Genomic DNA, 21414 nt, shown 5'->3' on the forward strand with positions numbered 1-21414 from the left:
GCCGTCGGTTACCGCGTCCTCGCAAGCAAGCGCGGCGCCTCGTGCGTCGGCCGCGGGTACCGCAGCGTCGGCCGCTGCAGGGCCCGCCTCTGCGACGCCGAGCACCGGCATCGGCATCGGACCCAAGGCGGCGCCGTCCCCGGGTTCCTGGGCGACGCCCAAGCGCGGCGACGACTGGGGCATGTCGACGCGGGACCACCCCGGCAACGGCGTCTTCGATCGCGACGGCAGACCCAACGTCGGCACAGGGCCCGGCTCGGCGTCGGCGGGCTACCCGCCCGGCATGATCACCGACGAGATCAAGGACCTCGACCGTGCGGGCACGTGGCTCAAGCGCAAGCCGTCGCCGTACGAACCCACGCGCTGGGATCGCCTGTGGAAGCCCAACCAGACGCTGCTCAAGGACTGGGTGGACAACGGCGTCAAACAGGTTGGCATCCCGATCCCCGGCACCAACAAACGCATCGTCTGCGTGATTTCGATCCTGCAGCTCGGCGGCGGCTGCGACATCAGCGATCCCGACCTCAACGAGCAGCCGGCGCGCGCGCGCCCGTCGCCGCCGGTGCCGTTCAAACCGGGACTGCAGGAAGGCAATGGCGCGACATGGGACAAGGACGGCAAGGCTCCGCCGCCGCCCAAGTTGCCCGGGATGTTCGCGCCGCCGAAATCGGGGACGGCGACCGGCGGTTGACCGTCGGGGAACGCGCGATCGACGTACGCGCGTGGTCGACTAACGCTGGCAGGCCGCGAGGGAGCGGCTGCTGGCGCGCGACGGTTGCAGCGTCGGCCCGACCCAACGGACCCAACCGACCAACCGCCGGGTGCGGCTACGTCTGCCCGCCCCGAGATGCATTTGTCGCTCGCCCAAATGAAAACGGCCCGCAAGGCGGGCCGTTTTCGATCACGCGACCGGACCTACTTCGACCCGTCGTGCTCGCTCAGGTCGTAGACCTTCTGCGGCCGCGACGCCATGTAGGCGGCGAGGTTCGCGATGTCCTGGTCCTTGAGGTTCTTGGCCTGTGCCGCCATCAACGGGTTCTGGCGACGTCCGTCGCGATACATCTCGAGCGCGGAGGCGATGTAGTCGGCGTACTGGCCCGCGAGAACCGGATAACTGGGATCGATCGGAGCCGCGCCTTCCTTGCCGTGGCATTCGATGCAGGCCTGGCCGGTGCCGGCCTGCTTCGTGTTGGCGAATTTCTCGCCCGCAGCGACATCGCCGGCCGGGAGCCCGGCGGACGAATGCTCGGAGACCGGCGCTTCCTCCGCCTTGCCTTCGTCGGCCTTGGGTCCACATGCGGAGGCGAGCAGGGCGATGGCGAGGCCGCCCAGCAACAGTCGGGTGTTCGTCATGGTCGGGCTCACTTCAGGGTCGCGAGGTAGGCGGCAATGTCGGCGATGTCCTGCGGCGAGAAGCTTTGCGCCTGCGCCTGCATGGTCGGATGCTTGCGGGTGCCTTCGCGATAGCCCGTCAGTGCGTTGATCAGGTACTGCTCGTTCTGGCCGGCCAGCCGCGGCACGTGGTAGTTCGGGTACGCATTCCGGTAGCCCGTCACGCCGTGGCAGCCCTTGCACGTAAAGGTGAGTTCGTGGCCGCGCTCGGCGTTGCCCTTCACGGTCGTCGCAGCTTGGGCCGTCGCGGCCGCGGGGGCGGGGGCGGAGGCCCCGGGTTGCTGCGCCTGCGCGCTCGTGGCGAGCAGTGTGAAGACGGCGAGGGCGGCGATTCTCAGCGGTCGCATGGTCAAATCCGCGGTTCTCGTGCTGGCGGTGGGATGCGACGCAGGGCGCGTTCGCACAAGCGGCCGAGTATAGCCTGCAGCCCGGGATTGGACGAACGGCGCACCACACGCGACCCGCACGCCAGCCGTGTCTTCGGCACCCGTGACCTTCGGCGCATGGGCTTCGTGAACATGGGTGATATACCTATGTACAACACCGGCTGACCGCCGCTCTTTCCATCGCTTCGAAGGACATTCCGATGCGTACCGCTTCTACCTCGCGCGCTGCTGCGCGCCTCCCCCTCGTGCTGCTGGGCTGCCTTGCGCTCGTGGCCTGCAAGGGCCCCAAGCCCGGGGACGCGGAGGCCAAGGAGTCGAAGGCACCCGAGGCTGTCCCTGTCGAGGTCGCGCTGGTCACCACGCGGCCGATCGCCGCCAGCTACACCGGTACCGCGCCGCTGGAGCCGCGCAGCGAAGCGCAGGTGATCGCCAAGACCTCCGGCGTCGCACTGCAGGTGTTCGCCGAGGAGGGGCAGGTGGTGCGCGCCGGTCAGACGCTGGTGCGCCTCGACGCCGCGCGCTCGGCGCTCCAGGCCGCGCAGAGCTCGGCACAGATGCGCAAGCTGCAGGCGAACTTCGCGCGGTCGCAGCAGCTGGCAGCGCAGAAGCTCGTCAGTGCCAGCGACAACGACCAGCTGCGCTACGACCTGGAGAACGCGCGCGCCGCGAATCGACTGGCGAACCTCGAGCTTTCCTACGCGAACGTCGCCGCACCAATTTCGGGAGTGATCGCGCAACGTTCGATCAAGCCCGGCAACTTCGTGCAGATCAACACGCCCATCTTCCGCATCGTCGACACGTCGCGGCTTGAGGCGGTGCTGAACGTGCCGGAGCGCGAGATCGCGACGTTGAAGCGTGGGCAGCCGGTCAACCTGGAGGTGGACGCGCTGCCCGGTCGTACCTTCACCGGCACCGTGGATCGCGTCGCGCCCGTCGTCGACTCCGGCAGCGGCACGTTCCGGGTCATCTGCGCGTTCCCTGGCGGTGGGCTGCTGCAGCCCGGCATGTTCGGCCGCCTGCGCATCGACTACGACAGCCGCGCCGACGCACTCGTCGTGCCGCGCGCCGCGCTGCTGGAAGACGAGAACGATCCCGCGGTCTATGTCGTGCGCAACGGCAAGGCGATCCGGGTGCCGGTGAAGCTCGGCTACAGCGAAGGCGGATTCACGGAAGTTCGGCAGGGCCTGAGGAATGGTGAGCAGGTCGTGGTCGCCGGCAAGACCGCGCTGCGCGAAGGCAGCGACGTGCAGGTGCTGGGCGACAAGAAGGCACCTCGCGTCGCGCCTGCCGCCCCGGTCGCAGCGCGCTGACCGGGGGCCGCCATGTCCAATCCTCCCAGCGATCGTCCCGATGGCACGCCCGCGCGCGGCGGCGTCGTTGAATTCGCCACGCGCCGTCGCGTCACGGTCGCGATGGTCACGCTCACGTTCCTGCTTTTCGGTTTCATCGCACTGAGCGAGCTGAAGGTCAACCTTCTGCCGGACCTCAGCTATCCCACGCTGACGGTGCGCACCGAATACGCCGGCGCGGCGCCGTCGGAAGTCGAAACGCTTATTTCGGAGCCGGTCGAGGAAGCGGTCGGCGTGGTCAAGAACCTGCGCAAGCTGCGCTCGGTTTCGCGCACCGGTCAGAGCGATGTCGTGCTCGAGTTCGCCTGGGGTACGAACATGGACCAGGCCGGCATCGAGGTGCGCGACAAGATGGAGTCGCTGCAGCTGCCGCAGGAGGCCAAGCCGCCGATCCTGCTGCGGTTCAATCCGTCGACCGAACCGGTAATGCGCCTGGCGCTTGCGGCGAAGGACGCCGAGGGACGCGAGGCGATCCGGCGCCTGACGGAGTTGCGACGCTATGCCGACGACGACCTGAAGAAGAAGCTCGAACCCGTTGATGGCGTCGCAGCGGTGAAGGTGGGCGGCGGCCTCGAGGACGAGGTGCAGGTCGAGATCGACCAGCAGAAGCTGGCGCAGCTCGGCCTGTCGATCGACACCGTGATCCAGCGCCTCGGCCAGGAAAACGTCAACGTCTCCGGCGGGCGACTGGAAGAGGGCACGCAGCGTTATCTCGTGCGCACCGTCAACCAGTTCACCAGCCTGCAGGAAATGCGCGACATGCTGGTCACCACGCAGAGCGCCGGGGGTGGCGCGCAGCAGTCGGCGGCCGAGCAGATGGCGCGCGTGGCCGCGGCAAGTGGCGATGCGAACTCCATGGCGGCCGCCGCATCGCTGCAGGGCAGTTCCGGATCTCAGGCGCCTGCCAATGGCATGCCCGTTCGGCTGAGCGACATCGCGACCGTGCGGCAGGGCTTCAAGGAGCGCGAGGCGATCATCCGGCTCGGCGGCCGCGAAGCCGTGGAGCTGGCGATCTACAAGGAAGGCGACGCCAACACCGTGTCGACGGCCGATGCCATCGACGCGAAGCTCAAGTCCATCCGCGAACAGCTGCCCAAGGACGTCGACCTCACGGTCATCGACGACCAGTCGCAGTTCGTGCGCCACGCCATCAGCGACGTGAAACTCGACGCCATCATCGGTGGCGCGCTCGCTGTCCTGATCATCTTCCTGTTCCTGCGCGACGGCTGGAGCACGTTCGTGATCGCGCTGTCGTTGCCGGTGTCGATCATCGCGACCTTCTTTTTCATGGGCCGACTGGGGCTGAGCCTCAACGTGATGTCGCTGGGCGGCCTGGCGCTGGCCACGGGCCTTGTCGTCGACGACTCCATCGTCGTGCTCGAGTCGATCGCCAAGGCGCGCGAGCGCGGGCTCGGCATCCTGCAGGCGGCCGTGACCGGCACGCGCGAGGTGAGCATGGCGGTAGTTGCATCGACGCTGACCACGATCGCCGTGTTCCTTCCGCTGGTGTTCGTGCAGGGCATCGCCGGCCAGCTGTTCCGCGACCAGGCGCTCACCGTGGCGATCGCGATCGCGATTTCGCTGGTGGTGTCGATGACGCTCATCCCGATGCTCAGCGCGCTGAAGGACCGCAAGCAGGAGCATTTCCCCGAGGAGCCCGCGTACGAGCACGCGCCGGTGACCGGCTGGCGGCGGCCGTTCGCAGCCGCGCGCCACGGCCTCGCAATCGCGATCGGCTTCTGCTTCTTCTGGCTTGCACGCGGCGTGGTTGCCGCCGGCCGCGGCACGTCGCGCGTGGTCGGTCCAGTGATGCGCAAGGCGAGCGATCTCGCGATGCGCCCGTACGGCCGCGCCGAGCGCGCCTACCTGCGCATCCTGCCGGCAGCGCTGGACAGGCCGCTGCTGGTCATTGGTTGTGCGACGGTCGCGTTCGCCCTGACGTTGGCGGCCGTCCCGTTGCTGGGCGCCGACCTGATCCCGCAATTGGCGCAGGACCGCTTCGAGATGACGGTGAAGCTGCCGCCCGGCACGCCGCTGGCGGAGACCGACCAGGTGGTGCGCCGCCTGCAGCGCGAGCACGCGGGCGACGCCGGCATTCGCACCATCTTCGGTGTCAGCGGCAGCGGCACGCGGCTGGATGCCAGCCCGACCGAGAGCGGCGAGAACATCGGCAAGCTCACCGTGGTCATGGCCAACGGCGGCAGCCGCGAACTGGAAGCGAGCGAGACGCAGAAACTGCGTGCGTCGATGGCCTCCGAAAGCAGCGCACAGGTCGATTTCCGTCGGCCGCAGCTCTTCAGCTTCTCCACGCCGCTGGAGGTCGAGCTGCGCGGGCAGGACCTCGAAGGCATTCGCGTTGCCGGCGAACGGCTCGCTAAGCTTCTACGGGCCAATCCGCACTACACGGACGTCAAGTCGACCGTCGAGCAGGGCTTTCCCGAGATCCAGATCCGCTTCGACCAGGCGCGCGCGGGTGCGCTGGGCCTGACGACGCGCCAGATCGCGGACGCCGTGGTGAACAAGGTGCGTGGCGACGTCGCCACGCGCTACAGCTTCCGCGACCGCAAGATCGACGTGCTGGTGCGTGCGAACGCAAACGATCGCGCCACCGTGGACAACATCCGCCACCTGATCGTGAATCCCGGCAACGGGCGCGCGCCGGTGACGCTCGATTCGGTCGCCGACGTCATCTCGACGGTCGGCCCGAGCGAGATCCATCGCGCCGACCAGGTGCGCGTGGCGATCGTGTCCTCGAACCTGCATGACATCGACCTCGGCGGCGCGATCGCCGAGGTGCGCGACATGGCGGCGAAGAATCCGCTGGGCCCCGACATCGGCATGCACATCGGCGGGCAGGGCGAGGAACTCGCGGACTCGGTCAAATCGCTGCTGTTCGCCTTCGGCCTGGCGATCTTCCTGGTCTACCTGGTGATGGCTTCGCAGTTCGAATCGCTGCTGCATCCGTTCGTCATCCTGTTCACCATTCCGCTCGCGCTTGTGGGTGCGGTGCTCGCGTTGCTGATGACGCGCTCGCCGGTGTCGGTCGTGGTGTTCATCGGGCTGATCCTGCTGGTGGGCCTGGTGGTAAAGAACGCGATCATCCTCATCGACAAGGTCAACCAGCTGCGCGAGGCCGGCGTGCCCAAGCGCCAAGCGCTGGCGGACGGCGCGCGGTCGCGACTGCGCCCGATCGTCATGACCACGCTGTGCACGCTGTTCGGCTTCCTCCCGCTGGCGCTCGCCTTCGGCGAAGGCGCCGAGGTGCGCTCGCCCATGGCGATCACGGTGATGGGTGGCCTGCTGGTATCCACGCTGCTGACGCTGGTGGTGATCCCGGTGGTGTACGACCTGCTCGACCGTCGCCCGGACGAGTATTACGTCCGCCGCGCGCGACGCATCGCCGAAACGTCGAGCGAGCTGGATGCGCTGGAGGCGCAGACCGCATGAGCATCGCCGAGCTCAGCATCCGCCGGCCCGTGACCGCGATCATGTTCTTCGTGACGCTTGTGGTGATCGGCCTGATCGCGTCGTTCCGCCTGCCGCTCGAGGCGTTCCCCTCGGTTTCGTTCCCGGTGGTGTTCGTGCAGTTGCCGTATGCGGGGTCTACGCCCGGCGAAGTCGAACGCACGGTATTGCGACCGGCCGAGGAAGCGCTGGCGACGATGACCGGCGTCAAGAGCATGCAGGGCACCGCACGCGCGGACGGCGCGACGGTGATTGTCATGTTCAAGGACTGGGAGCGCGACGTCGCGATCGCGGCATCCGAGGCGCGCGAACGCCTCGACGGCATCCGCGACCAGCTGCCCGACGAGATCCAGCGCGTGTTCGTTGGCAACTTCAGCACCAGCGACCAGCCGGTGCTGGCGGTGCGGCTGGCGAGCGCCACGATCAACCTCGCGAATTCCTACGAGCTGATCGATCGCGAACTCAAGCGCCGGATCGAACGCATCCCGGGCGTGGCGCGTGTCGAAGTGTCGGGTGCCGCGCCGAACGAGGTCGAGATCGCGGTGCTGCCCGATCGGCTCACCGCGCACGGCGTCAACCTCAATGATCTCGCCAAGCGCCTGCAATCGGCGAATTTCTCCATCTCCGCCGGTCAAATTACGGACGGCGGACGGCGCCTGCGCGTGCAGCCCGTCGGTGAACTTGACAGCCTGGACGAGCTTCGCAACCTGTCGATCAACGCCAGCGGGCTCCGGCTCGGCGACATCGCGGACGTGCGGCTCAAGCCGGCGCGCCTGGACATGGGGCGCAGGCTGGAGGGCCGGCCGGCGGTGGGACTCGACGTCTTCAAGGATCGCAACGCGAACCTCGTCGACGTCTCGAGCGCGACGCTCGCCGAACTCGACCGCATCCGCGAAGAACCGGCAATGCGCGGCATCCAGGCCAAGGTGATCAACAACCAGGGCGAAAGCGTCACCAGCTCGCTCACCGAACTGGCCGAGGCGGGCGCCATCGGCCTCGTACTGTCGATCGCCGTGCTGTTCCTGTTCCTGCGCCACTGGCCGTCGACCATGATGGTCACGCTGGCGATACCGATCTGTTTCATCATGACGCTCGGCTTCATGTACTTCGCCGGCGTCACGCTCAACATCCTGTCGATGATGGGACTGCTGCTGGCAGTCGGCATGCTCGTCGACAACGCCGTCGTCGTGGTGGAGAGCATCTACCAGGAACGCGAGCGCAACCCGGGCAACCCGCGGCTGGCGTCCATCGTCGGCACCCGGCACGTGGCGATCGCGCTGTCGGCGGGCACGCTCTGCCACTGCATCGTGTTCGTCCCGAACCTGTTCGGCGAGCGCAACGTGCTGGCGATCTACCTGTCGCAGATCGCGATCACCATTTCGGTGTCGCTGCTGGCCTCGTGGCTGGTGGCGGTCAGCCTGATCCCGATGCTGTCCGCGCGGCTGAAGACGCCGCCAACCGTGGCGTCCCACCAGGGTTTCATCCACCGGCTGCAGCAACGCTACGCGACGCTGCTGCGCTGGACGCTGGAGCATCGCGCGAAGAGCGTTCTCGCGATCCTGGTGATCGTGGCCGTCAGCGTGCTGCCGGTGAAGATGGTCAAGTACAACATGTTCGGCGGCGACGACGGCGACGAAACCAATATCGACTACCAGCTCAACGGCAGTTACACGGTCGAGCAACTGTCGGCCGAGGTGCAGCACGTCGAGGATTTCCTCAACGCCAACCGCAAGCGCTTCCATATCGCACAGGTCTACTCGTACTTCAGCGAGCAGGGCGGCAGCGGTACGCGCGTCACGTTCGAGCCCGAGTACAAGGGCCGCATCAAACCGCTGGTGGACGACCTGAGCAAGGCGCTGCCGAAGCTGGCGAGGGCCAAGCTCGTCCTCGGCAACCAGGGTGACAACGGTGGCAGCGGGGCGCCGAAGAACGTGCAGGTCAGGCTCGTCGGCGATTCCACCTTCACGCTGAACGAGCTCGCGCGGGACATCCTGCCCGCGCTCGCTGCAAGGCGCGAACTGCGCGACGTCCGCATCGATGCCGGTGACCAGAACAGCGAACTGCAGGTGCGCGTCGACCGCGAACGTGCGGCGGCGTTCGGTTTCACGTCGCAGCAGGTGTCGTCGTTCGTGGGACTTGCGCTGCGCGGCGCCAAGCTCAAGGACTTCCGTCGCGGCGACACCGAGGTGCCGGTGTGGATGCGCTTCAAGGGTGCGGACAACTACGGTGCCGACGACCTGTCCGCATTCACGGTTAGATCGCCCGACGGCCGCCAGGTGCCGCTGCTGGCGATGGTCGACGTTTCTTACAAGCCGACGTCGAGCCAGATCAGCCGCATCAGCCGACAGACCACGCTGACGATCGAAGCGATGCCCACCGGCAAGACCACGATGCCGGAGGCGCGCAAGGCGATCGAGGAGGCGATGAAGTCGATCGCATTCCCGGCGGGCTACAGCTTCACGTTCGATACGCCTCAGTTCATGGACGAGAGCGCGATGATGAAGCAGATGGTCCTCAACCTCGTGATCGCGCTGGTGATGATCTACGTGGTGATGGCGTCGGTGTTCGAATCACTGCTGTTCCCGTCGGCGATCATGTCGGGCGTCGTCTTCTCGATGTTCGGCGTGTTCTGGCTGTTCTGGCTCACCGGCACCGAATTCAACATCATGGCCTTCATCGGCATCCTGGTCCTCATGGGGGTTGTGGTGAACAACGGCATCGTGATGATCGAGCACATCAACAACCTGCGGCGGCGCGGCCTCTCGCGCACCGATGCGCTGGTGGACGGTAGTCGGGAGCGATTGCGGCCGATCCTGATGACGATGGGCACCGCGATCCTGGCGATGGTGCCGATCGCGCTCTCGAAGGGCGGCAGCGGCAACGAGATCTCCTACTTCCCGATGGCGCGTGCGATCGCCGGCGGGCTGGCGTTCTCGACGTTCGTCAGCCTGCTGTTCCTGCCGACGATCTACGCGATCCTCGACGACATGCGCAGCGCGACGTCGCGGCTGGTTCGCCGCGCGCGGGGCCTGCCGCCGCTGTCTTCATCGAGCGGGCAGCTGCCCGTTCCCGCCTGAGGTCTGCACTGCCCGGCCGCCAGCCCAAGGGCTGCGCGGTCGGCAGGGTCAGTGGGCCAGCTTGCCCACGATGCGTGCGATGGCGATCCACTCGCCGGCCATGGTCCCGAAGCAGGTGAGGATGAACACCATCAGCGTCCTCGCCACGCGATTGCGGTACCAGCCGCGCAGCGTGCGTACGTCGTCGCGAACCGCGATGAAATCGGCGTAGGTCGGTTTGCGCAGGCGCGCTTCCACCAGTGCGCTGAAGGCGCCGGACGGCAAGGTGGGACGGAAGGGTTTGAACGGCCCGACCAGGGCGCCCACCAGCACGCTCAGCGGATGCGCGCCGGCCGCCGCCGCGCCTATCGCGGTCATGAGCGCCGTGATCCACAGCCATTGCACGATCACGCCCGACGCCATCTTCAGGCCGCCGTTCTCAAAACCCCAAGTCACGCCGCCGATCAGCAGCAGCGCGACTACGATCGCGAACCACGGCACCTTGCGCTTCTTCGGCATCGATTCGAGCGAAGCGCGCATCGTCGCGGGGTCGCCGGTCTGCTCGGCGAGCTCGCGCGACAACCCCGCGAGGTGGCCGGCACCGACGACGGCCAACATGTTCCGCGGCGTAGGCGAGCCGGCACCCGCGGCGCGCAGTGCGGCGGCCATGTAGCGGTCGCGCTCGACAATGACGGTCTCGAACAGCGCCGGGCTGTGGCTCGCGAAATCGGCGAAGCTCGATTCGAGCATGTCGCCTTCCTTGAGCCGTTCGATCTCGTCGGCAGGCACTTCGTCGCTGGCGATCAGCGATACCGCCAGTCCACTACCCAGCTTGACGCGCTGCCACCAACCCAGTTTCGCGGCGGCGCGACGAAACGTGAGTCCGACGTCGCGATCGATCAGGCTCACCGGCAGTGCGCGCTCGCGCGCGTCGAGCACGGCCTGCTTCAGCTCCGCGCCGGGTTCGATGCCGAGTTGCTCCGCCAGCCGGCGCTGGTACGCGGCGAGCGCGAGGTTGGCTGCGAACATCGCCGTGCGCCCGGTCTTGATCACGTCGACCAGGTCGAGGCGCGCCATCGCGTCCGGATCGGTGAGCGCCTGCATTCGCGCGGCATCGAGCTCGACGGCGACGTGGTCGTATTCACCCGACGCGATCGCGGCACGCACGGCATCCACGCTTGCCTGCGAAACATGCGCAGTGCCGAGCAGCGTGTAGCGCACGCCGTCGCGCTCGACGATGGCATGCGGCTGGCTGTCGAGCGCGTGGGTAACGGGGGGCATCGGATCCATGTCGACCTTGGGTGGAGGTGTCGCCATTCGCAGCGCGAACGGAGCAGCGTAGGGAGTCAGGCGCCGGCGGGCAACGGCGGTGCGTCGGGTGGCGCGTCACCGTCGCTGCCGAGCACCCGCATCATGTGGACGTTTTCGAGCCAGCGGCCGTGCTTGAAGCCGAGCCCGGGAAAGCGGGCGGCGACGTGGAATCCCTGGCGCTCGTGCAAGGCCAGGGATGCGCCGTTCGTGGCATCGCCGATCACCGCGACCATGCGCCGATAGCCGAGTGCCTCGCACTCCGTGATGAGTGCGGCGAGCAGCGCCCGCCCGACGCCGCGGCCGCGGTGGTCCGCGTCGATGTAGACGCTGTCCTCGACCGTCCAGCGATAGCCCTCGCGCGACCGGTAGGCGCTCGCGTAGGCGAACCCGGCGGCGCGTCCACCGGCTTCGGCGACGAGAAAGGGATAGCCCGCGACCTTCAGTGCGCGGAAGCGTCGCGCGAATTCGGCGTCGTCCGGCGGCGTGTATTCGTACGACGACGTGCCGCCCCGCACCTCGTCGGCGTAGATGCGCGAGAGCGCGGTGAGGTCGGCCTCCGTCGCTGGCCGGATGCTCGGCGGCGCGTCAATCGCGATAGCGCTTGAGCAGGTCGCCATACGCGTCGATACGACGGTCGCGCAGGAAGGGCCAGATGCGGCGCACGTCCTCGCTGCGGCGAAGATCGACTTCCGCCATCAGCACTTCCGGGCGATCGGTCGAAGCTTCGGCGAGGAACTCACCCTGGGGCCCGACGACATGGCTCGAGCCCCAGAAATCGATGCCGCTGCGGCCGATCGGCGACGGCTCGTGGCCCACGCGGTTGCACGAGAGCACGGGCAGGCCATTGGCGACTGCGTGGCCGCGGTGCGAGAGGATCCAGGCGTTGCGCTGGCGATCCTTCTCGTCCTGGGTGTCGTTCGGATCCCAGCCGATCGCCGTGGGGTACAGCAGCATGTCCGCGCCGGCGAGCGCCATCAGCCGCGCGCCTTCCGGATACCACTGGTCCCAGCAGACCATCACGCCAAGGCGCCCCACCGAGGTATCGATCGGGTGGAAGCCGATGTCGCCCGGCGTGAAGTAGAACTTCTCGTTGAAGCCCGGGTCGTCCGGTATGTGCATCTTCCGGTACTTGCCGGCGAGCGAGCCGTCCGCATCGAGCACGACTGCCGTGTTGTGATACAGCCCGGCGCCGCGCCGCTCGAACAACGAGCCAACGATAACGACGCCGTGCTGCTTCGCAAGCGCTGACAGCCGCTCGGTCGTCGGGCCGGGTATCGGCTCGGCGGTTTCGAATTCGTCGACGCACTGGTGCTGGCAGAAGTAGGCGCCGTTATGCAGTTCCTGCAACAGCACCAGCTTCGCGCCGTTGCCCGCGGCCTCGGCGACGCGACGCGCGATCGTGTCGAGGTTCGCCTGCGCGTCGCCCTGATTGGTTTCCTGCACCAACGCGACGGGCAGCACTTTCGGCTTCGACATCAGACCACTCCTTCGGGCAGCTGCATCGTGATGCAGTGCAGGCTGCCGTTCTGCCAGATCAGCGGGCGGCACGGGACCATCACGATTTCGCGGCCGGGGAACGCTTCGGCCAGCACTTTGCGTGCCGGTTCGTCGGCGGCGTCACCGTAGGCGGGCGCCAGCACGGCGCCGTTGACGATCAGGAAGTTCGCATAGCTCGCCGCGAGCCTGCGGCCTTCGTCGATGATCGGGTGCGCCCAGGGCAGTTCGAACAACCGGTAGGGTTCGCCGGCGGCCGTGCGCAACACGGTGAGTTCGCCCGCCATCGCGCGCAAGTGCGGGTAGTGCGAGTCCGCCGGATCGTCGCAGCTCTGGAAGACGATCGAGTCGGCAGATGCGAAGCGCGCGAGCGTATCGATGTGCGCGTCGGTATCGTCGCCTTCAAGGTAGCCGTGCTCGAGCCACAGCACGCGCTCCTGCGACAGCCAGTCCGCGAGCTTCCCGGAAAGTTCCTCGCGCGTCGCCTGCGGGTGGCGCTGGTTGAGGCACTGCCACGTCGTCAGCAGCGTGCCGGCCCCATCCGTGTCGATTGCGCCGCCTTCGAGCGCGAAGGGAATCGGCACGCGATCGGCATGCGCGAACAGCCCCTCGCGTTCGAGCGTCTCCACCAGCGCATCGTCGCGACTGGCTTCGAACTTGCCGCCCCAGCCGGTGAAGCGGAAGTCGAGCAGCCGGAACCCGCTTGCGGTGCGCAGCGTGATCGGGCCGGAGTCGCGCAGCCACGTGTCGTCGTATTGCGCATGAACGAACCGCACGCGCGAAAGCTCCACGCGCGCCGCTGCCAGCACGTCGCGGGCATGCGCCTCGAGCGCGGCGTCGGCAACGCAGACGATTGCCGGTTCGAAACGCGTGATCGCTGCCACGAGCGCCACGTACGTAGTCTCGACGTCGGCGAGCCGTTCGGCCCAGTCCGTCCCCTCATGCGGCCACGCGAGCAGGACGGCGGACTGCGGCTCCCACTCGGCGGGGAGCCGTGCATCGGTCAAGGGCATCGTTGTTCCCGTCAGCGGATCGGCGGTTTCGGGCCGATCTCGGTGGGCGTCGCTTTGTTCGCGACGGCGTCAACGACGCGGCCGTGTTCGAAGTAGACGGTAAACGCGGGATAGACCCAGCGCTGGATGGTCGGCCACTGGCGCTTCTGCCCGCCGCGCGGCTGCAGGCGGTCGCGCGGCGCGCCGAAGCGCTTTTCGACGTCCGCCGCGCGCATGCCGCGTGACGGCATCGCGCGGGATTCGTGCTTCACGCGGTCGACAAGCAACGTCTCCGCATGCAGTGAACCGATGGAGAGAAGGGCGAGCGCGGTAGCGGCCACGACAGTACGGATCATGTTGTCTCTCCTCGGGGGACGCCCGACACGGATGTATCGCGATTGTATGCAGCGACGGCAGTGTCGGTGCGCCCTCTGGCAGCCGGCGCCGGCCGATCCGGTCCCAGAAACGCGAAAAGCCGCCTCTCGGCGGCTTTGCGGCGAACCGGAACAGCCTGCGCGATCAGCGCTGGCGAGCCTTGAAGCGCGGGTTCGACTTGCAGATCACGAAGACCTTGCCGCGGCGGCGAACGACCTTGCAGTCGCGGTGACGGGTCTTCGCCGACTTCAGGGAGGACAGGACCTTCATGAGAGAAACCTCGGCAAAAAAGATGGGAGCGGGCAAACGAAGCCGCGCATTATAGCGGCGTGATGGTTTGATAATCAACGGCTTGGACCGCGAAGCCGTCCCGGTCGTCGGCCCGAGGCCTGCCGGCGGTCCCGTCGATTTTTCCCGCGCGTTCGCCCGGCGCGTCGTGAATGGGCATTTTCCGCCGGGCGGGCGAGAATGACGCCATGGATCCCACTGCCCCCGTGCTCACCATCGATGGTCCCTCCGGCTCCGGCAAGGGCACCATCAGCCGACTGGTCGCCCAGCATCTCGAGTGGCATTACCTGGATTCCGGGGCGCTCTACCGGGCCGTAGGGGTCTCGGCGGGCTGGAACGACCTCGACCTGAGCGACCCCGGCGCACTCGTGCGGTGCGCGTTCGACAGCCGCATCGACTTCCTCGAGGTGGTCGGCCAGGAACTGAGGATCCTCATAAACGGCCGTGACGCCACGGACGAGATCCGCACCGAGACCGCCGGCGCGGCCGCTTCTGCGATCGCAGCCATTCCCGAGGTCCGCACGGCGCTGAAGGAGCGGCAGCGCAACTTCCGCCAGCAGCCGGGCCTGGTCGCCGACGGCCGCGACATGGGCACCGTGATCTTTCCCGACGCGGCGACCAAGGTCTTCCTCACGGCGAGCGCCGAGGAGCGGGCCGAGCGGCGGTATAAGCAGTTGAAGGAAAAGGGGGTTTCGGTTAACTTGGGCGATCTGCTGCGGGAGATTCTTGCCCGCGACGCCCGCGATGCCTCTCGCGCGGTGGCGCCACTGCGACCGGCCGAAGACGCCGTCTGCATTGATACCACCGGCACCGGCATCGAGGCGGTGGTCGAACGCGTGTTGTCCCTGGTCAAGCGGTAACCGCCAACGCGGTCCGCACGGAGTCGCTTCCGGATCGGTACGCCCACGTCGCCCGGCAGGCCGGCCCGCCGCGCATTGCGGCGGATATCCAACAGCACGGTGCGCGGTTTCGCGCGCCACTCAACGGGTGGGCCGCGTGACGATGCCGCTGGGCACGTGCACGGCCCGTGTATCCAACAGAGCTAATTCTCCAATGACCGAATCATTTGCCGAACTGTTTGAAGCCAGTCAGACCAACCTGGCGAAGCTGAAGCCGGGCTCGATCGTCACCGGTATCGTCGTGGAAGTCCGCGGCGACGTGGTGGTGATCAACGCCGGCCTGAAGTCCGAAGGCATCGTGCCGATCGAACAGTTCCGGAACGACGCCGGCGAAATCGACGTGGGCGTGGGCGACGAAGTCAAGGTCGCGCTCGACTCGCTCGAGAACGGCTTCGGCGAGACCGTGCTTTCGCGCGAGAAGGCCAAGCGCGCGATGGTGTGGGACGAACTCGAGGAAGCCCTCGAGAAGAACGAGACAATCACCGGCCGCATCAGCGGCAAGGTCAAGGGCGGCTTCACCGTCGACATCAAGGACGTCCGCGGCTTCCTGCCCGGTTCGCTGGTCGACGTGCGCCCCGTGCGCGATTCGAGCTACCTCGAGGGCAAGGAACTCGAGTTCAAGCTCATCAAGCTTGACCGCAAGCGCAACAACATCGTGGTGTCGCGCCGCGCCGTCGTCGAGAGCGAGCACTCGGAAGAGCGCGAGCAGCTGATGGAGAAGCTGGTCGAGGGCGCCGTGCTGAAGGGCGTCGTCAAGAACCTCACCGACTACGGCGCGTTCGTCGACCTCGGCGGTATCGATGGCCTGCTGCACATCACCGACATGGCGTGGAAGCGCGTGCGCCATCCGTCCGAAGTCGTTGAAGTCGGCCAGGAACTCGACGTCCGCGTGCTCAAGTACGATCGCGAGCGCAATCGCGTTTCGCTCGGCCTGAAGCAGCTCGGCGAAGATCCGTGGGACAACATCGCGCGTCGCTACCCGGCCAACAGCCGCGTGTTCGGCAAGGTCTCGAACGTCACCGACTACGGCGCGTTCGTCGAGATCGAGCCGGGCGTCGAGGGCCTGGTGCACGTGTCCGAGATGGATTGGACGAACAAGAACGTCAACCCATCCAAGATCGTGCAGGTCGGTGACGACGTCGAAGTGATGGTGCTGGATGTCGACGAAGAGCGTCGCCGCATCTCGCTCGGCATGAAGCAGGTCTCGTCCAATCCGTGGGAAACCTTCGCGGCAATTCACCGCAAGGGCGACAAGGTCGAGGGCCAGGTCAAGTCGATCACCGACTTCGGCATCTTCATCGGCCTTGACGGCGGTATCGACGGCCTGGTGCACCTGTCCGACATCTCGTGGAACACCACGGGCGAAGACGTGGTCCGCAACTTCAAGAAGGGCGACACGGTTGAAGCTGTCGTCCTGGCGGTCGATCCGGAACGCGAGCGCATTTCGCTCGGCATCAAGCAGATGGAGCAGGACCCGATGGGTTCGTTCGTCGCCACCAACACGCGCGGCTCGATCGTGCGCGGCACGGTGACGGCGGTCGACGCGAAGGGTGCGACCGTCGAGCTGTCGGACGGCGTCGAGGGCTATATCCAGGCCCGCGACATCGCCCGCGAGCGCGTCGACGACGCGACGACCAAGCTGAAGATCGGCGACCAGGTCGAGGCCAAGATCGTCGGCAACGACCGCAAGTCGCGCCAGATGCAGCTGTCGATCAAGGCGAAGGACTACGCGGAAGAGAGCGAGGCCGTGGCGGACTACAACCGCCAGTCGTCGGATGCGGCGAGCGGCACGACGCGCCTCGGCGCGCTGCTGCGCGAGCAGCTCGGCCAGAAGGGCGAGTAATCGCACGCGGTAAACCGGGACGGCCCGGCCCTGTCGGGCCGTCCCTTTTTGTGCGGGCGCCCGATGGCGGGCAGCCCGAGAATTCCTGAAGTTGCAGGCGTCGCGGGTTCCCAGCCTCCATGACCAAGTCCGAACTCATCGAGATCCTCGCCCAGCGTCAGGCCCACCTGAAGGCTGAGGACGTAGAGCTCGCGGTGAAGTCGCTTCTGGACATGATGAGCGGTTCGCTCTCGGGCGGTGAACGCATCGAGATCCGCGGCTTCGGCAGCTTCTGCCTGCACTATCGTCCGCCGCGCGTCGGTCGCAATCCGAAGACGGGCGAGTCGGTCGCGCTGCGCGGCAAGCATGTCCCGCATTTCAAACCCGGCAAGGAATTGCGCGAGCGCGTCAGCGGCGCGCAACCAATCGACGAGGACGGCTGACGTGGGCCGGCCAGGTGCCGGCTTGCCTACACACATCGCGCCGGGGCCAGTCTCCCGCCGATAAAGACGGAGCCCGTCATGGAATTCATCAGCGAGTGGGTTTGGTTCTTCCTGCTGCTACCGATCGCAGCGGTGCTGGGCTGGGTCATCGGCCGGCGCGGCGGCAAGCTGCATAGCGAGGACCAGGTCAGTCGCCTTTCGACGACCTATTTCCGCGGCCTGAACTACCTGCTCAACGAGCAGCCCGACAAAGCGATCGAGCTGTTCCTGCATATAGCGGAACTCGACAAGGACACCTTCGAAACGCAGGTGGCGCTCGGGCACTTGTTCCGTCGGCGCGGCGAGGTCGATCGTGCAATCCGGCTGCATCAGTCGCTCGTGCAGCGCAGCGACCTGACCGATGCGCAGCGTGTGCAGGCGTTGCTCGCATTGGGCGAGGACTACATGAAGTCCGGTCTGCTCGACCGCGCCGAGACCGTCTTCAGCGAGCTTGTCGCGCTCGACCTGGCGCCGCTCGCGCTGCGCCACCTCATCGGCATCTACCAGGCCGAACGCGACTGGGCGAAGGCGATCGAGAATGCACGTCGTTTCGAGGACGCGACGGGTGAGCCGATGGGCAAACTGGTGGCGCATTTCGAGTGCGAACTCGCTGATCGCTCGCGCGCGGCAGGGGATGTCGCCGCGGCGCGCGACGCGGTTGCGCGCGCCTACCAGGCCGACGCAAATTCGGTGCGCGCCGGCATGCTCGAAGGGCGAATCGAGCTGGATGCCGGACGGCACTCGGCGGCCATCCGGTCCTTCGAACGCGTGGCCCGGAGCGACCCGGATTACCTGCCCGAAGTGATGCCGCCGCTGCTCGAATGCTATGCGGCGGGCGGCGACGGACCGGGCGCGCGCAGCTTTCTCGCCGAGATGTGCGAGCACTATCGCGGCATCGCACCCGTGCTAGCGCTGACGCGCATGATCGAGCGCGAGGAAGGGGTGCCGACGGCCCGCGCCTACCTGGCGAAGCAGTTGAAGGATCGGCCTTCGGTCCGCGGCGAGGCGGCGTTGATCGAGCTATCGCTCGCCGAGCAGACCGATCCGACAGCCACGCTCGTGGATCTCAAGCACATCACCGACCAGCTGCTCGTCCGCAACCCGAGCTATCGCTGCACGCGATGCGGCTTCGGCGCGCGCAGCCACCACTGGCAATGCCCGAGCTGCAAGGAGTGGGGTTCGGTCAAGCCGCTGCTGAATTACGCAGTCGTGTGAAGACGGTCGCCTTGCTCGTCACCGTCGCGGCCATTTCGGCCAGCGGCACGGCCCTGGCGCGTCGTTATGCGCTCGCGCGCCAGCTCGTGGATGTTCCCGGTGAGCGCCGCAGCCACTCTGTCGCCACGCCACGCGGGGGCGGGGTCGGGCCGGTCGTTGCGGTCCTGGCGGCGATGCTCGCGATGACCGCGGCGCAGGGGACGCCCTGGCTCGCCGCGATCGCGCTCGCCGCTGTCGCCCTGGTCGGCGCATGGGATGACCACCGGCCGCTGGCGGCCAGTTGGCGACTGCTGGTCCACGCGGCGGCAGGCCTCGCCGTCGCCGGGTCCTTGTTCGACCCGATGGTTGCCCCGTTGCTGTTCGCTGCCGTATTCGCCGGCGTGGTCGTGCTGATCAATGTCTGGAACTTCATGGACGGCATCAACGGGCTCGCAGCGTCCCAGGCGGCGCTGGTAGCCGCGGCCGTAGCGGCCGTCGATCCCGGCATGCGCATCCCGGCCATCGTGGTTGTCGTTGCATGCCTCGCGTTCCTGCCGTTCAACTTCCCCCGCGCACGGATTTTCCTCGGGGATGTAGGGAGCGGCGCGCTCGGACTCATCGTGGCTTGGCTATGCGCAGGTGTAGCCACGGCAAGGCCGCTCAACGGCCTGTTGATGGCGCTTCCGTTGTCCGCATTCCTCGTCGACGCCGGCCTGACGCTTTCGCGCCGAATGCTCCGTCGCGAGCGCTGGTGGGAGCCGCACGCCCAGCATCTTTACCAAGGGCTCGCCCGTCGCCACGGACACGCACGGGTCACGCTTGCCTACGCCGCATGGACGGCGTCGGCAAGTGTCGCCAGCCTCGTGATCGCGCCGATGGGGCCGGCGTATACCATGGCGTCCTTGGCCGTGTGCTATACGAGCGCGGCACTGCTGTGGCTGAGGCTGCAGCGCCCGGTCGCCACGGAACGCGACGCATCGTCATGAGGGATCGATGAGCCGAACGCTGTCCCCTTGGCAGGCGCGCCTGCCTCGATTTGCAATTGCCGCGCACGACCTCGCCATGGTGTGGCTGGTCTGGAACGGGCTGCACTGGATGCGCTACGCGGTGGCGCCGAGTGCGCCGGTGTTGCCGCTGTGGTCGGTGCAGACGTCGCTCGTTCTTGCGGTGCAGGCGCTCGTCTTCTGGAAGGTCGGCCTCTATCGCGGCCTGTGGCGGTTCGCGAGCGTCCCGGACCTCTGGAACATTCTCAAGGCGTCGGTCGTCGGCGTATTGGGCGTCATGCTCGGGTTGTTCCTGTACGACCGCATGGACTCCGTGCCGCGCGCCGTGCTGGTCCTGTACCCGATCGTGCTCGCCGCCATGCTTGGCGCGCCACGGCTCATCTATCGCGCTTGGAAGGACGCGCAGTCCGAGGGTAGACGCGCCTCCTCGACGCGCGTCCTGGTGCTGGGTGCCGGCCAGGCGGGCGAAGCGCTGGTCCGCGACCTGCGCCGCTTCGGCACGTATCAGCCCGTCGGATTCCTGGACGACGCGCCGCGCCTGCGCGGCTCGAAGATGCACGGCATTCCGGTACTCGGTCGCATCGAGGAGCTGCCGGAAATCGCGCGTGAGACGGCGGCGCAACTCGTCGTCATCGCGGTGCCATCGGCCGACGCCACGTCGCTGCAGAACATTGTCGGAATCTGCGAGCGCAGCGGGATTCCGTTCCGCATGGTGCCGCGCCTGCAGGACGTGCTTGAAGGCCGCTCGCTGCCGGGCGAGCTGAAGGAGGTCGCGATCGAGGACCTTCTGGGCCGCAAGCCGGTCCTGCCGGACTGGAAGGCCATCCGCGCATGGCTCGGCGGTCGGTCCGTGCTCGTTACCGGCGCCGGCGGCTCGATCGGCGCTGAGCTGTGCAGGCAGTGCGCGCGGCACGGTGCCCGCCACATCACACTCGTCGAAATGGACGAGCTCGCGTTGATGACCGCCGAGTCGACGCTGCGCCGCGACTTCCCGGAGATCGAGATCACCCCGATCCTCGGCGATTGCGGCGACCGCTCCGTCATCGATTACGCGATCGGCCGCACGTCCCCCGAGGCGGTCTTCCACGCAGCGGCGTACAAGCATGTGCCGATGCTCGAAACACAGCTGCGCGAAGCGGTACGCAACAACGTGCTTGCCACGTACACCGTCGCGCGGGCCTGCCGCGAAGCCTCGGTCGGCACTTTCGTGCTTATCTCGACCGACAAGGCCGTGGACCCGGTCAACGTGCTGGGCGCGACCAAGCGCATGGCCGAGATCATCTGCCAGGCACTCGCCGACTGCCCGACGCGCTTCGTCACCGTGCGCTTCGGCAATGTTCTCGACTCCGCGGGCAGCGTCGTGCCGCTGTTCCGCGAACAGATCCGCGCGGGCGGGCCGGTCACCGTCACGGATCCGGATGTCACCCGTTACTTCATGACGATTCCGGAAGCCTGCCAGCTCATCCTGCAGGCGTCCGCGATCGGCACGCACGAAGCCGTGTACACGCTCGACATGGGCGAGCCCGTGCTGATCCGCCTGCTGGCCGAGCAGATGATCCGCCTGGCGGGCAAGCAGCCCGGTCGCGATGTCGCCATCGTTTTCACCGGGCTTCGTCCGGGCGAGAAACTGCACGAGACGCTGTTCCATGCGGACGAGCGATATCGCCCGACGCAGCATCCGAAGATCCTGCAGGCCGAGCCGCGCAAGGTCGTCAGCACTCAGGTGGTGGAACAGTTGGGCCACTTCGCCGACGCCTGTGCGCGCTACGACATCGACGTACTCGCGCGCCTGCTGCGCGATGCGGTTCCCGAGTTCGAACCGCTCAACACGCGCACCAACCTCGGCACCGGCGCTACTGTCGTCGCATTTCCTGCACGACAGTCGCGGAAGATCTGACCGATTCC

17 protein-coding genes and 1 pseudogene are annotated in these 21414 nt (G+C 67.3%); 10 read left to right on the forward strand and 8 right to left on the reverse strand.

Translation table 11 applies throughout. The features are described from left to right. Nucleotides 1-691 (forward strand): annotated as a pseudogene (locus FW784_RS01840) (hypothetical protein); the annotation flags it as partial. Between the two features lie 224 nt (nucleotides 692-915). Here the strand turns inward: FW784_RS01840 and FW784_RS01845 are convergent. Together FW784_RS01845 and FW784_RS01850 are read right to left on the reverse strand one after the other, a co-directional pair. Beyond that, on the reverse strand, nucleotides 916-1353 hold the full coding sequence (locus FW784_RS01845) for a c-type cytochrome (protein ID WP_149351655.1): 438 nt from the start codon (nucleotides 1351-1353) through the stop codon (nucleotides 916-918). Between the two features lie 8 nt (nucleotides 1354-1361). Beyond that, nucleotides 1362-1739: a c-type cytochrome gene (locus tag FW784_RS01850; protein WP_149351656.1), complete on the reverse strand. Its 378-nt coding sequence runs from the start codon at nucleotides 1737-1739 to the stop codon at nucleotides 1362-1364. Between the two features lie 239 nt (nucleotides 1740-1978). Between FW784_RS01850 and FW784_RS01855 the strand changes: the two genes are divergently transcribed. From FW784_RS01855 to FW784_RS01865, 3 genes are read left to right on the forward strand one after another with little or no spacing between them, the layout of a single operon-like run. Further along, nucleotides 1979-3088, forward strand: a complete 1110-nt coding sequence (locus FW784_RS01855; protein WP_149351657.1) for an efflux RND transporter periplasmic adaptor subunit — start codon at nucleotides 1979-1981, stop codon at nucleotides 3086-3088. Nucleotides 3089-3100: 12 nt separating this feature from the next. Next, nucleotides 3101-6574, forward strand: a complete 3474-nt coding sequence (locus FW784_RS01860) for an efflux RND transporter permease subunit (protein ID WP_149351658.1) — start codon at nucleotides 3101-3103, stop codon at nucleotides 6572-6574. Continuing rightward, nucleotides 6571-9669 (forward strand): efflux RND transporter permease subunit, encoded by a 3099-nt coding sequence (locus tag FW784_RS01865; protein ID WP_149351659.1) that lies wholly within the window; start codon nucleotides 6571-6573, stop codon nucleotides 9667-9669. The genes FW784_RS01860 and FW784_RS01865 overlap by 4 nt, the downstream gene beginning before the upstream one ends. Before the next feature lie 48 nt (nucleotides 9670-9717). Here the strand turns inward: FW784_RS01865 and FW784_RS01870 are convergent, their stop codons facing one another. The 6 genes from FW784_RS01870 to ykgO form a co-directional block, all read right to left on the reverse strand. Then, nucleotides 9718-10938, reverse strand: a complete 1221-nt coding sequence (locus FW784_RS01870) for a TraB/GumN family protein (protein ID WP_149351660.1) — start codon at nucleotides 10936-10938, stop codon at nucleotides 9718-9720. A 56-nt stretch (nucleotides 10939-10994) separates the two neighbouring features. Then, nucleotides 10995-11576, reverse strand: coding sequence for a GNAT family N-acetyltransferase (locus FW784_RS01875; RefSeq protein WP_149351661.1), 582 nt, complete (start codon nucleotides 11574-11576; stop codon nucleotides 10995-10997). Continuing rightward, entirely contained in the window at nucleotides 11545-12435 is an 891-nt protein-coding gene (locus FW784_RS01880) for a carbon-nitrogen hydrolase (RefSeq protein WP_149351662.1), read from the reverse strand. Before FW784_RS01880 ends, FW784_RS01875 begins: the two co-directional genes overlap by 32 nt. Then, a complete protein-coding gene (locus tag FW784_RS01885) occupies nucleotides 12435-13460 on the reverse strand; it encodes an agmatine deiminase family protein (RefSeq protein ID WP_149351679.1) in 1026 nt (341 codons plus the stop codon). Before FW784_RS01885 ends, FW784_RS01880 begins: the two co-directional genes overlap by 1 nt. 17 nt (nucleotides 13461-13477) lie before the next feature. Further along, complete coding sequence (locus tag FW784_RS01890; RefSeq protein WP_149351663.1) at nucleotides 13478-13801, reverse strand: hypothetical protein; 324 nt, start codon at nucleotides 13799-13801, stop codon at nucleotides 13478-13480. A 163-nt stretch (nucleotides 13802-13964) separates the two neighbouring features. After that, nucleotides 13965-14090: a type B 50S ribosomal protein L36 gene (gene ykgO, locus FW784_RS01895; protein ID WP_005913193.1), complete on the reverse strand. Its 126-nt coding sequence runs from the start codon at nucleotides 14088-14090 to the stop codon at nucleotides 13965-13967. Between the two features lie 206 nt (nucleotides 14091-14296). On the opposite strand from ykgO, the gene cmk reads away from it, so the two are divergent. The 6 genes from cmk (at nucleotide 14297) to FW784_RS01925 (ending at nucleotide 21406) form a co-directional block, all read left to right on the forward strand. Further along, nucleotides 14297-14968, forward strand: a complete 672-nt coding sequence (cmk, locus tag FW784_RS01900) for a (d)CMP kinase (RefSeq protein ID WP_149351664.1) — start codon at nucleotides 14297-14299, stop codon at nucleotides 14966-14968. A gap of 142 nt (nucleotides 14969-15110) precedes the next feature. Beyond that, on the forward strand, nucleotides 15111-16850 hold the full coding sequence (gene rpsA, locus FW784_RS01905; protein ID WP_268890876.1) for a 30S ribosomal protein S1: 1740 nt from the start codon (nucleotides 15111-15113) through the stop codon (nucleotides 16848-16850). Between the two features lie 119 nt (nucleotides 16851-16969). Beyond that, nucleotides 16970-17272 carry an integration host factor subunit beta gene (locus FW784_RS01910; protein ID WP_149351666.1) on the forward strand — a complete coding sequence of 101 codons (303 nt, stop codon included), beginning with the start codon at nucleotides 16970-16972 and terminating at the stop codon, nucleotides 17270-17272. A gap of 78 nt (nucleotides 17273-17350) precedes the next feature. Then, nucleotides 17351-18526 carry a lipopolysaccharide assembly protein LapB gene (gene lapB, locus FW784_RS01915; protein WP_149351667.1) on the forward strand — a complete coding sequence of 392 codons (1176 nt, stop codon included), beginning with the start codon at nucleotides 17351-17353 and terminating at the stop codon, nucleotides 18524-18526. Continuing rightward, nucleotides 18523-19491 carry an MraY family glycosyltransferase gene (locus FW784_RS01920; protein ID WP_187770637.1) on the forward strand — a complete coding sequence of 323 codons (969 nt, stop codon included), beginning with the start codon at nucleotides 18523-18525 and terminating at the stop codon, nucleotides 19489-19491. Before lapB ends, FW784_RS01920 begins: the two co-directional genes overlap by 4 nt. A gap of 7 nt (nucleotides 19492-19498) precedes the next feature. Then, nucleotides 19499-21406 carry a polysaccharide biosynthesis protein gene (locus FW784_RS01925; protein ID WP_235893534.1) on the forward strand — a complete coding sequence of 636 codons (1908 nt, stop codon included), beginning with the start codon at nucleotides 19499-19501 and terminating at the stop codon, nucleotides 21404-21406. Nucleotides 21407-21414 lie beyond the last annotated feature (8 nt).

The organism is Cognatilysobacter lacus (assembly GCF_008274655.1).
GTDB lineage: Bacteria > Pseudomonadota > Gammaproteobacteria > Xanthomonadales > Xanthomonadaceae > Cognatilysobacter > Cognatilysobacter lacus.

What these genes read in the sequence shown, in the direction of transcription:
- FW784_RS01845 (WP_149351655.1), bottom strand. Translation starts at nt 1,353, where the DNA reads ATGACGAACACCCGACTGTTGCTGGGCGGCCTCGCCATCGCCCTGCTC.
- FW784_RS01850 (WP_149351656.1), bottom strand. Translation starts at nt 1,739, where the DNA reads ATGCGACCGCTGAGAATCGCCGCCCTCGCCGTCTTCACACTGCTCGCC.
- FW784_RS01855 (WP_149351657.1), top strand. Translation starts at nt 1,979, where the DNA reads ATGCGTACCGCTTCTACCTCGCGCGCTGCTGCGCGCCTCCCCCTCGTG.
- FW784_RS01860 (WP_149351658.1), top strand. Translation starts at nt 3,101, where the DNA reads ATGTCCAATCCTCCCAGCGATCGTCCCGATGGCACGCCCGCGCGCGGC.
- FW784_RS01865 (WP_149351659.1), top strand. Translation starts at nt 6,571, where the DNA reads ATGAGCATCGCCGAGCTCAGCATCCGCCGGCCCGTGACCGCGATCATG.
- FW784_RS01870 (WP_149351660.1), bottom strand. Translation starts at nt 10,938, where the DNA reads ATGGATCCGATGCCCCCCGTTACCCACGCGCTCGACAGCCAGCCGCAT.
- FW784_RS01875 (WP_149351661.1), bottom strand. Translation starts at nt 11,576, where the DNA reads ATGGCGACCTGCTCAAGCGCTATCGCGATTGACGCGCCGCCGAGCATC.
- FW784_RS01880 (WP_149351662.1), bottom strand. Translation starts at nt 12,435, where the DNA reads ATGTCGAAGCCGAAAGTGCTGCCCGTCGCGTTGGTGCAGGAAACCAAT.
- FW784_RS01890 (WP_149351663.1), bottom strand. Translation starts at nt 13,801, where the DNA reads ATGATCCGTACTGTCGTGGCCGCTACCGCGCTCGCCCTTCTCTCCATC.
- ykgO (WP_005913193.1), bottom strand. Translation starts at nt 14,090, where the DNA reads ATGAAGGTCCTGTCCTCCCTGAAGTCGGCGAAGACCCGTCACCGCGAC.
- cmk (WP_149351664.1), top strand. Translation starts at nt 14,297, where the DNA reads ATGGATCCCACTGCCCCCGTGCTCACCATCGATGGTCCCTCCGGCTCC.
- rpsA (WP_268890876.1), top strand. Translation starts at nt 15,111, where the DNA reads ATGCCGCTGGGCACGTGCACGGCCCGTGTATCCAACAGAGCTAATTCT.
- FW784_RS01910 (WP_149351666.1), top strand. Translation starts at nt 16,970, where the DNA reads ATGACCAAGTCCGAACTCATCGAGATCCTCGCCCAGCGTCAGGCCCAC.
- lapB (WP_149351667.1), top strand. Translation starts at nt 17,351, where the DNA reads ATGGAATTCATCAGCGAGTGGGTTTGGTTCTTCCTGCTGCTACCGATC.
- FW784_RS01925 (WP_235893534.1), top strand. Translation starts at nt 19,499, where the DNA reads ATGAGCCGAACGCTGTCCCCTTGGCAGGCGCGCCTGCCTCGATTTGCA.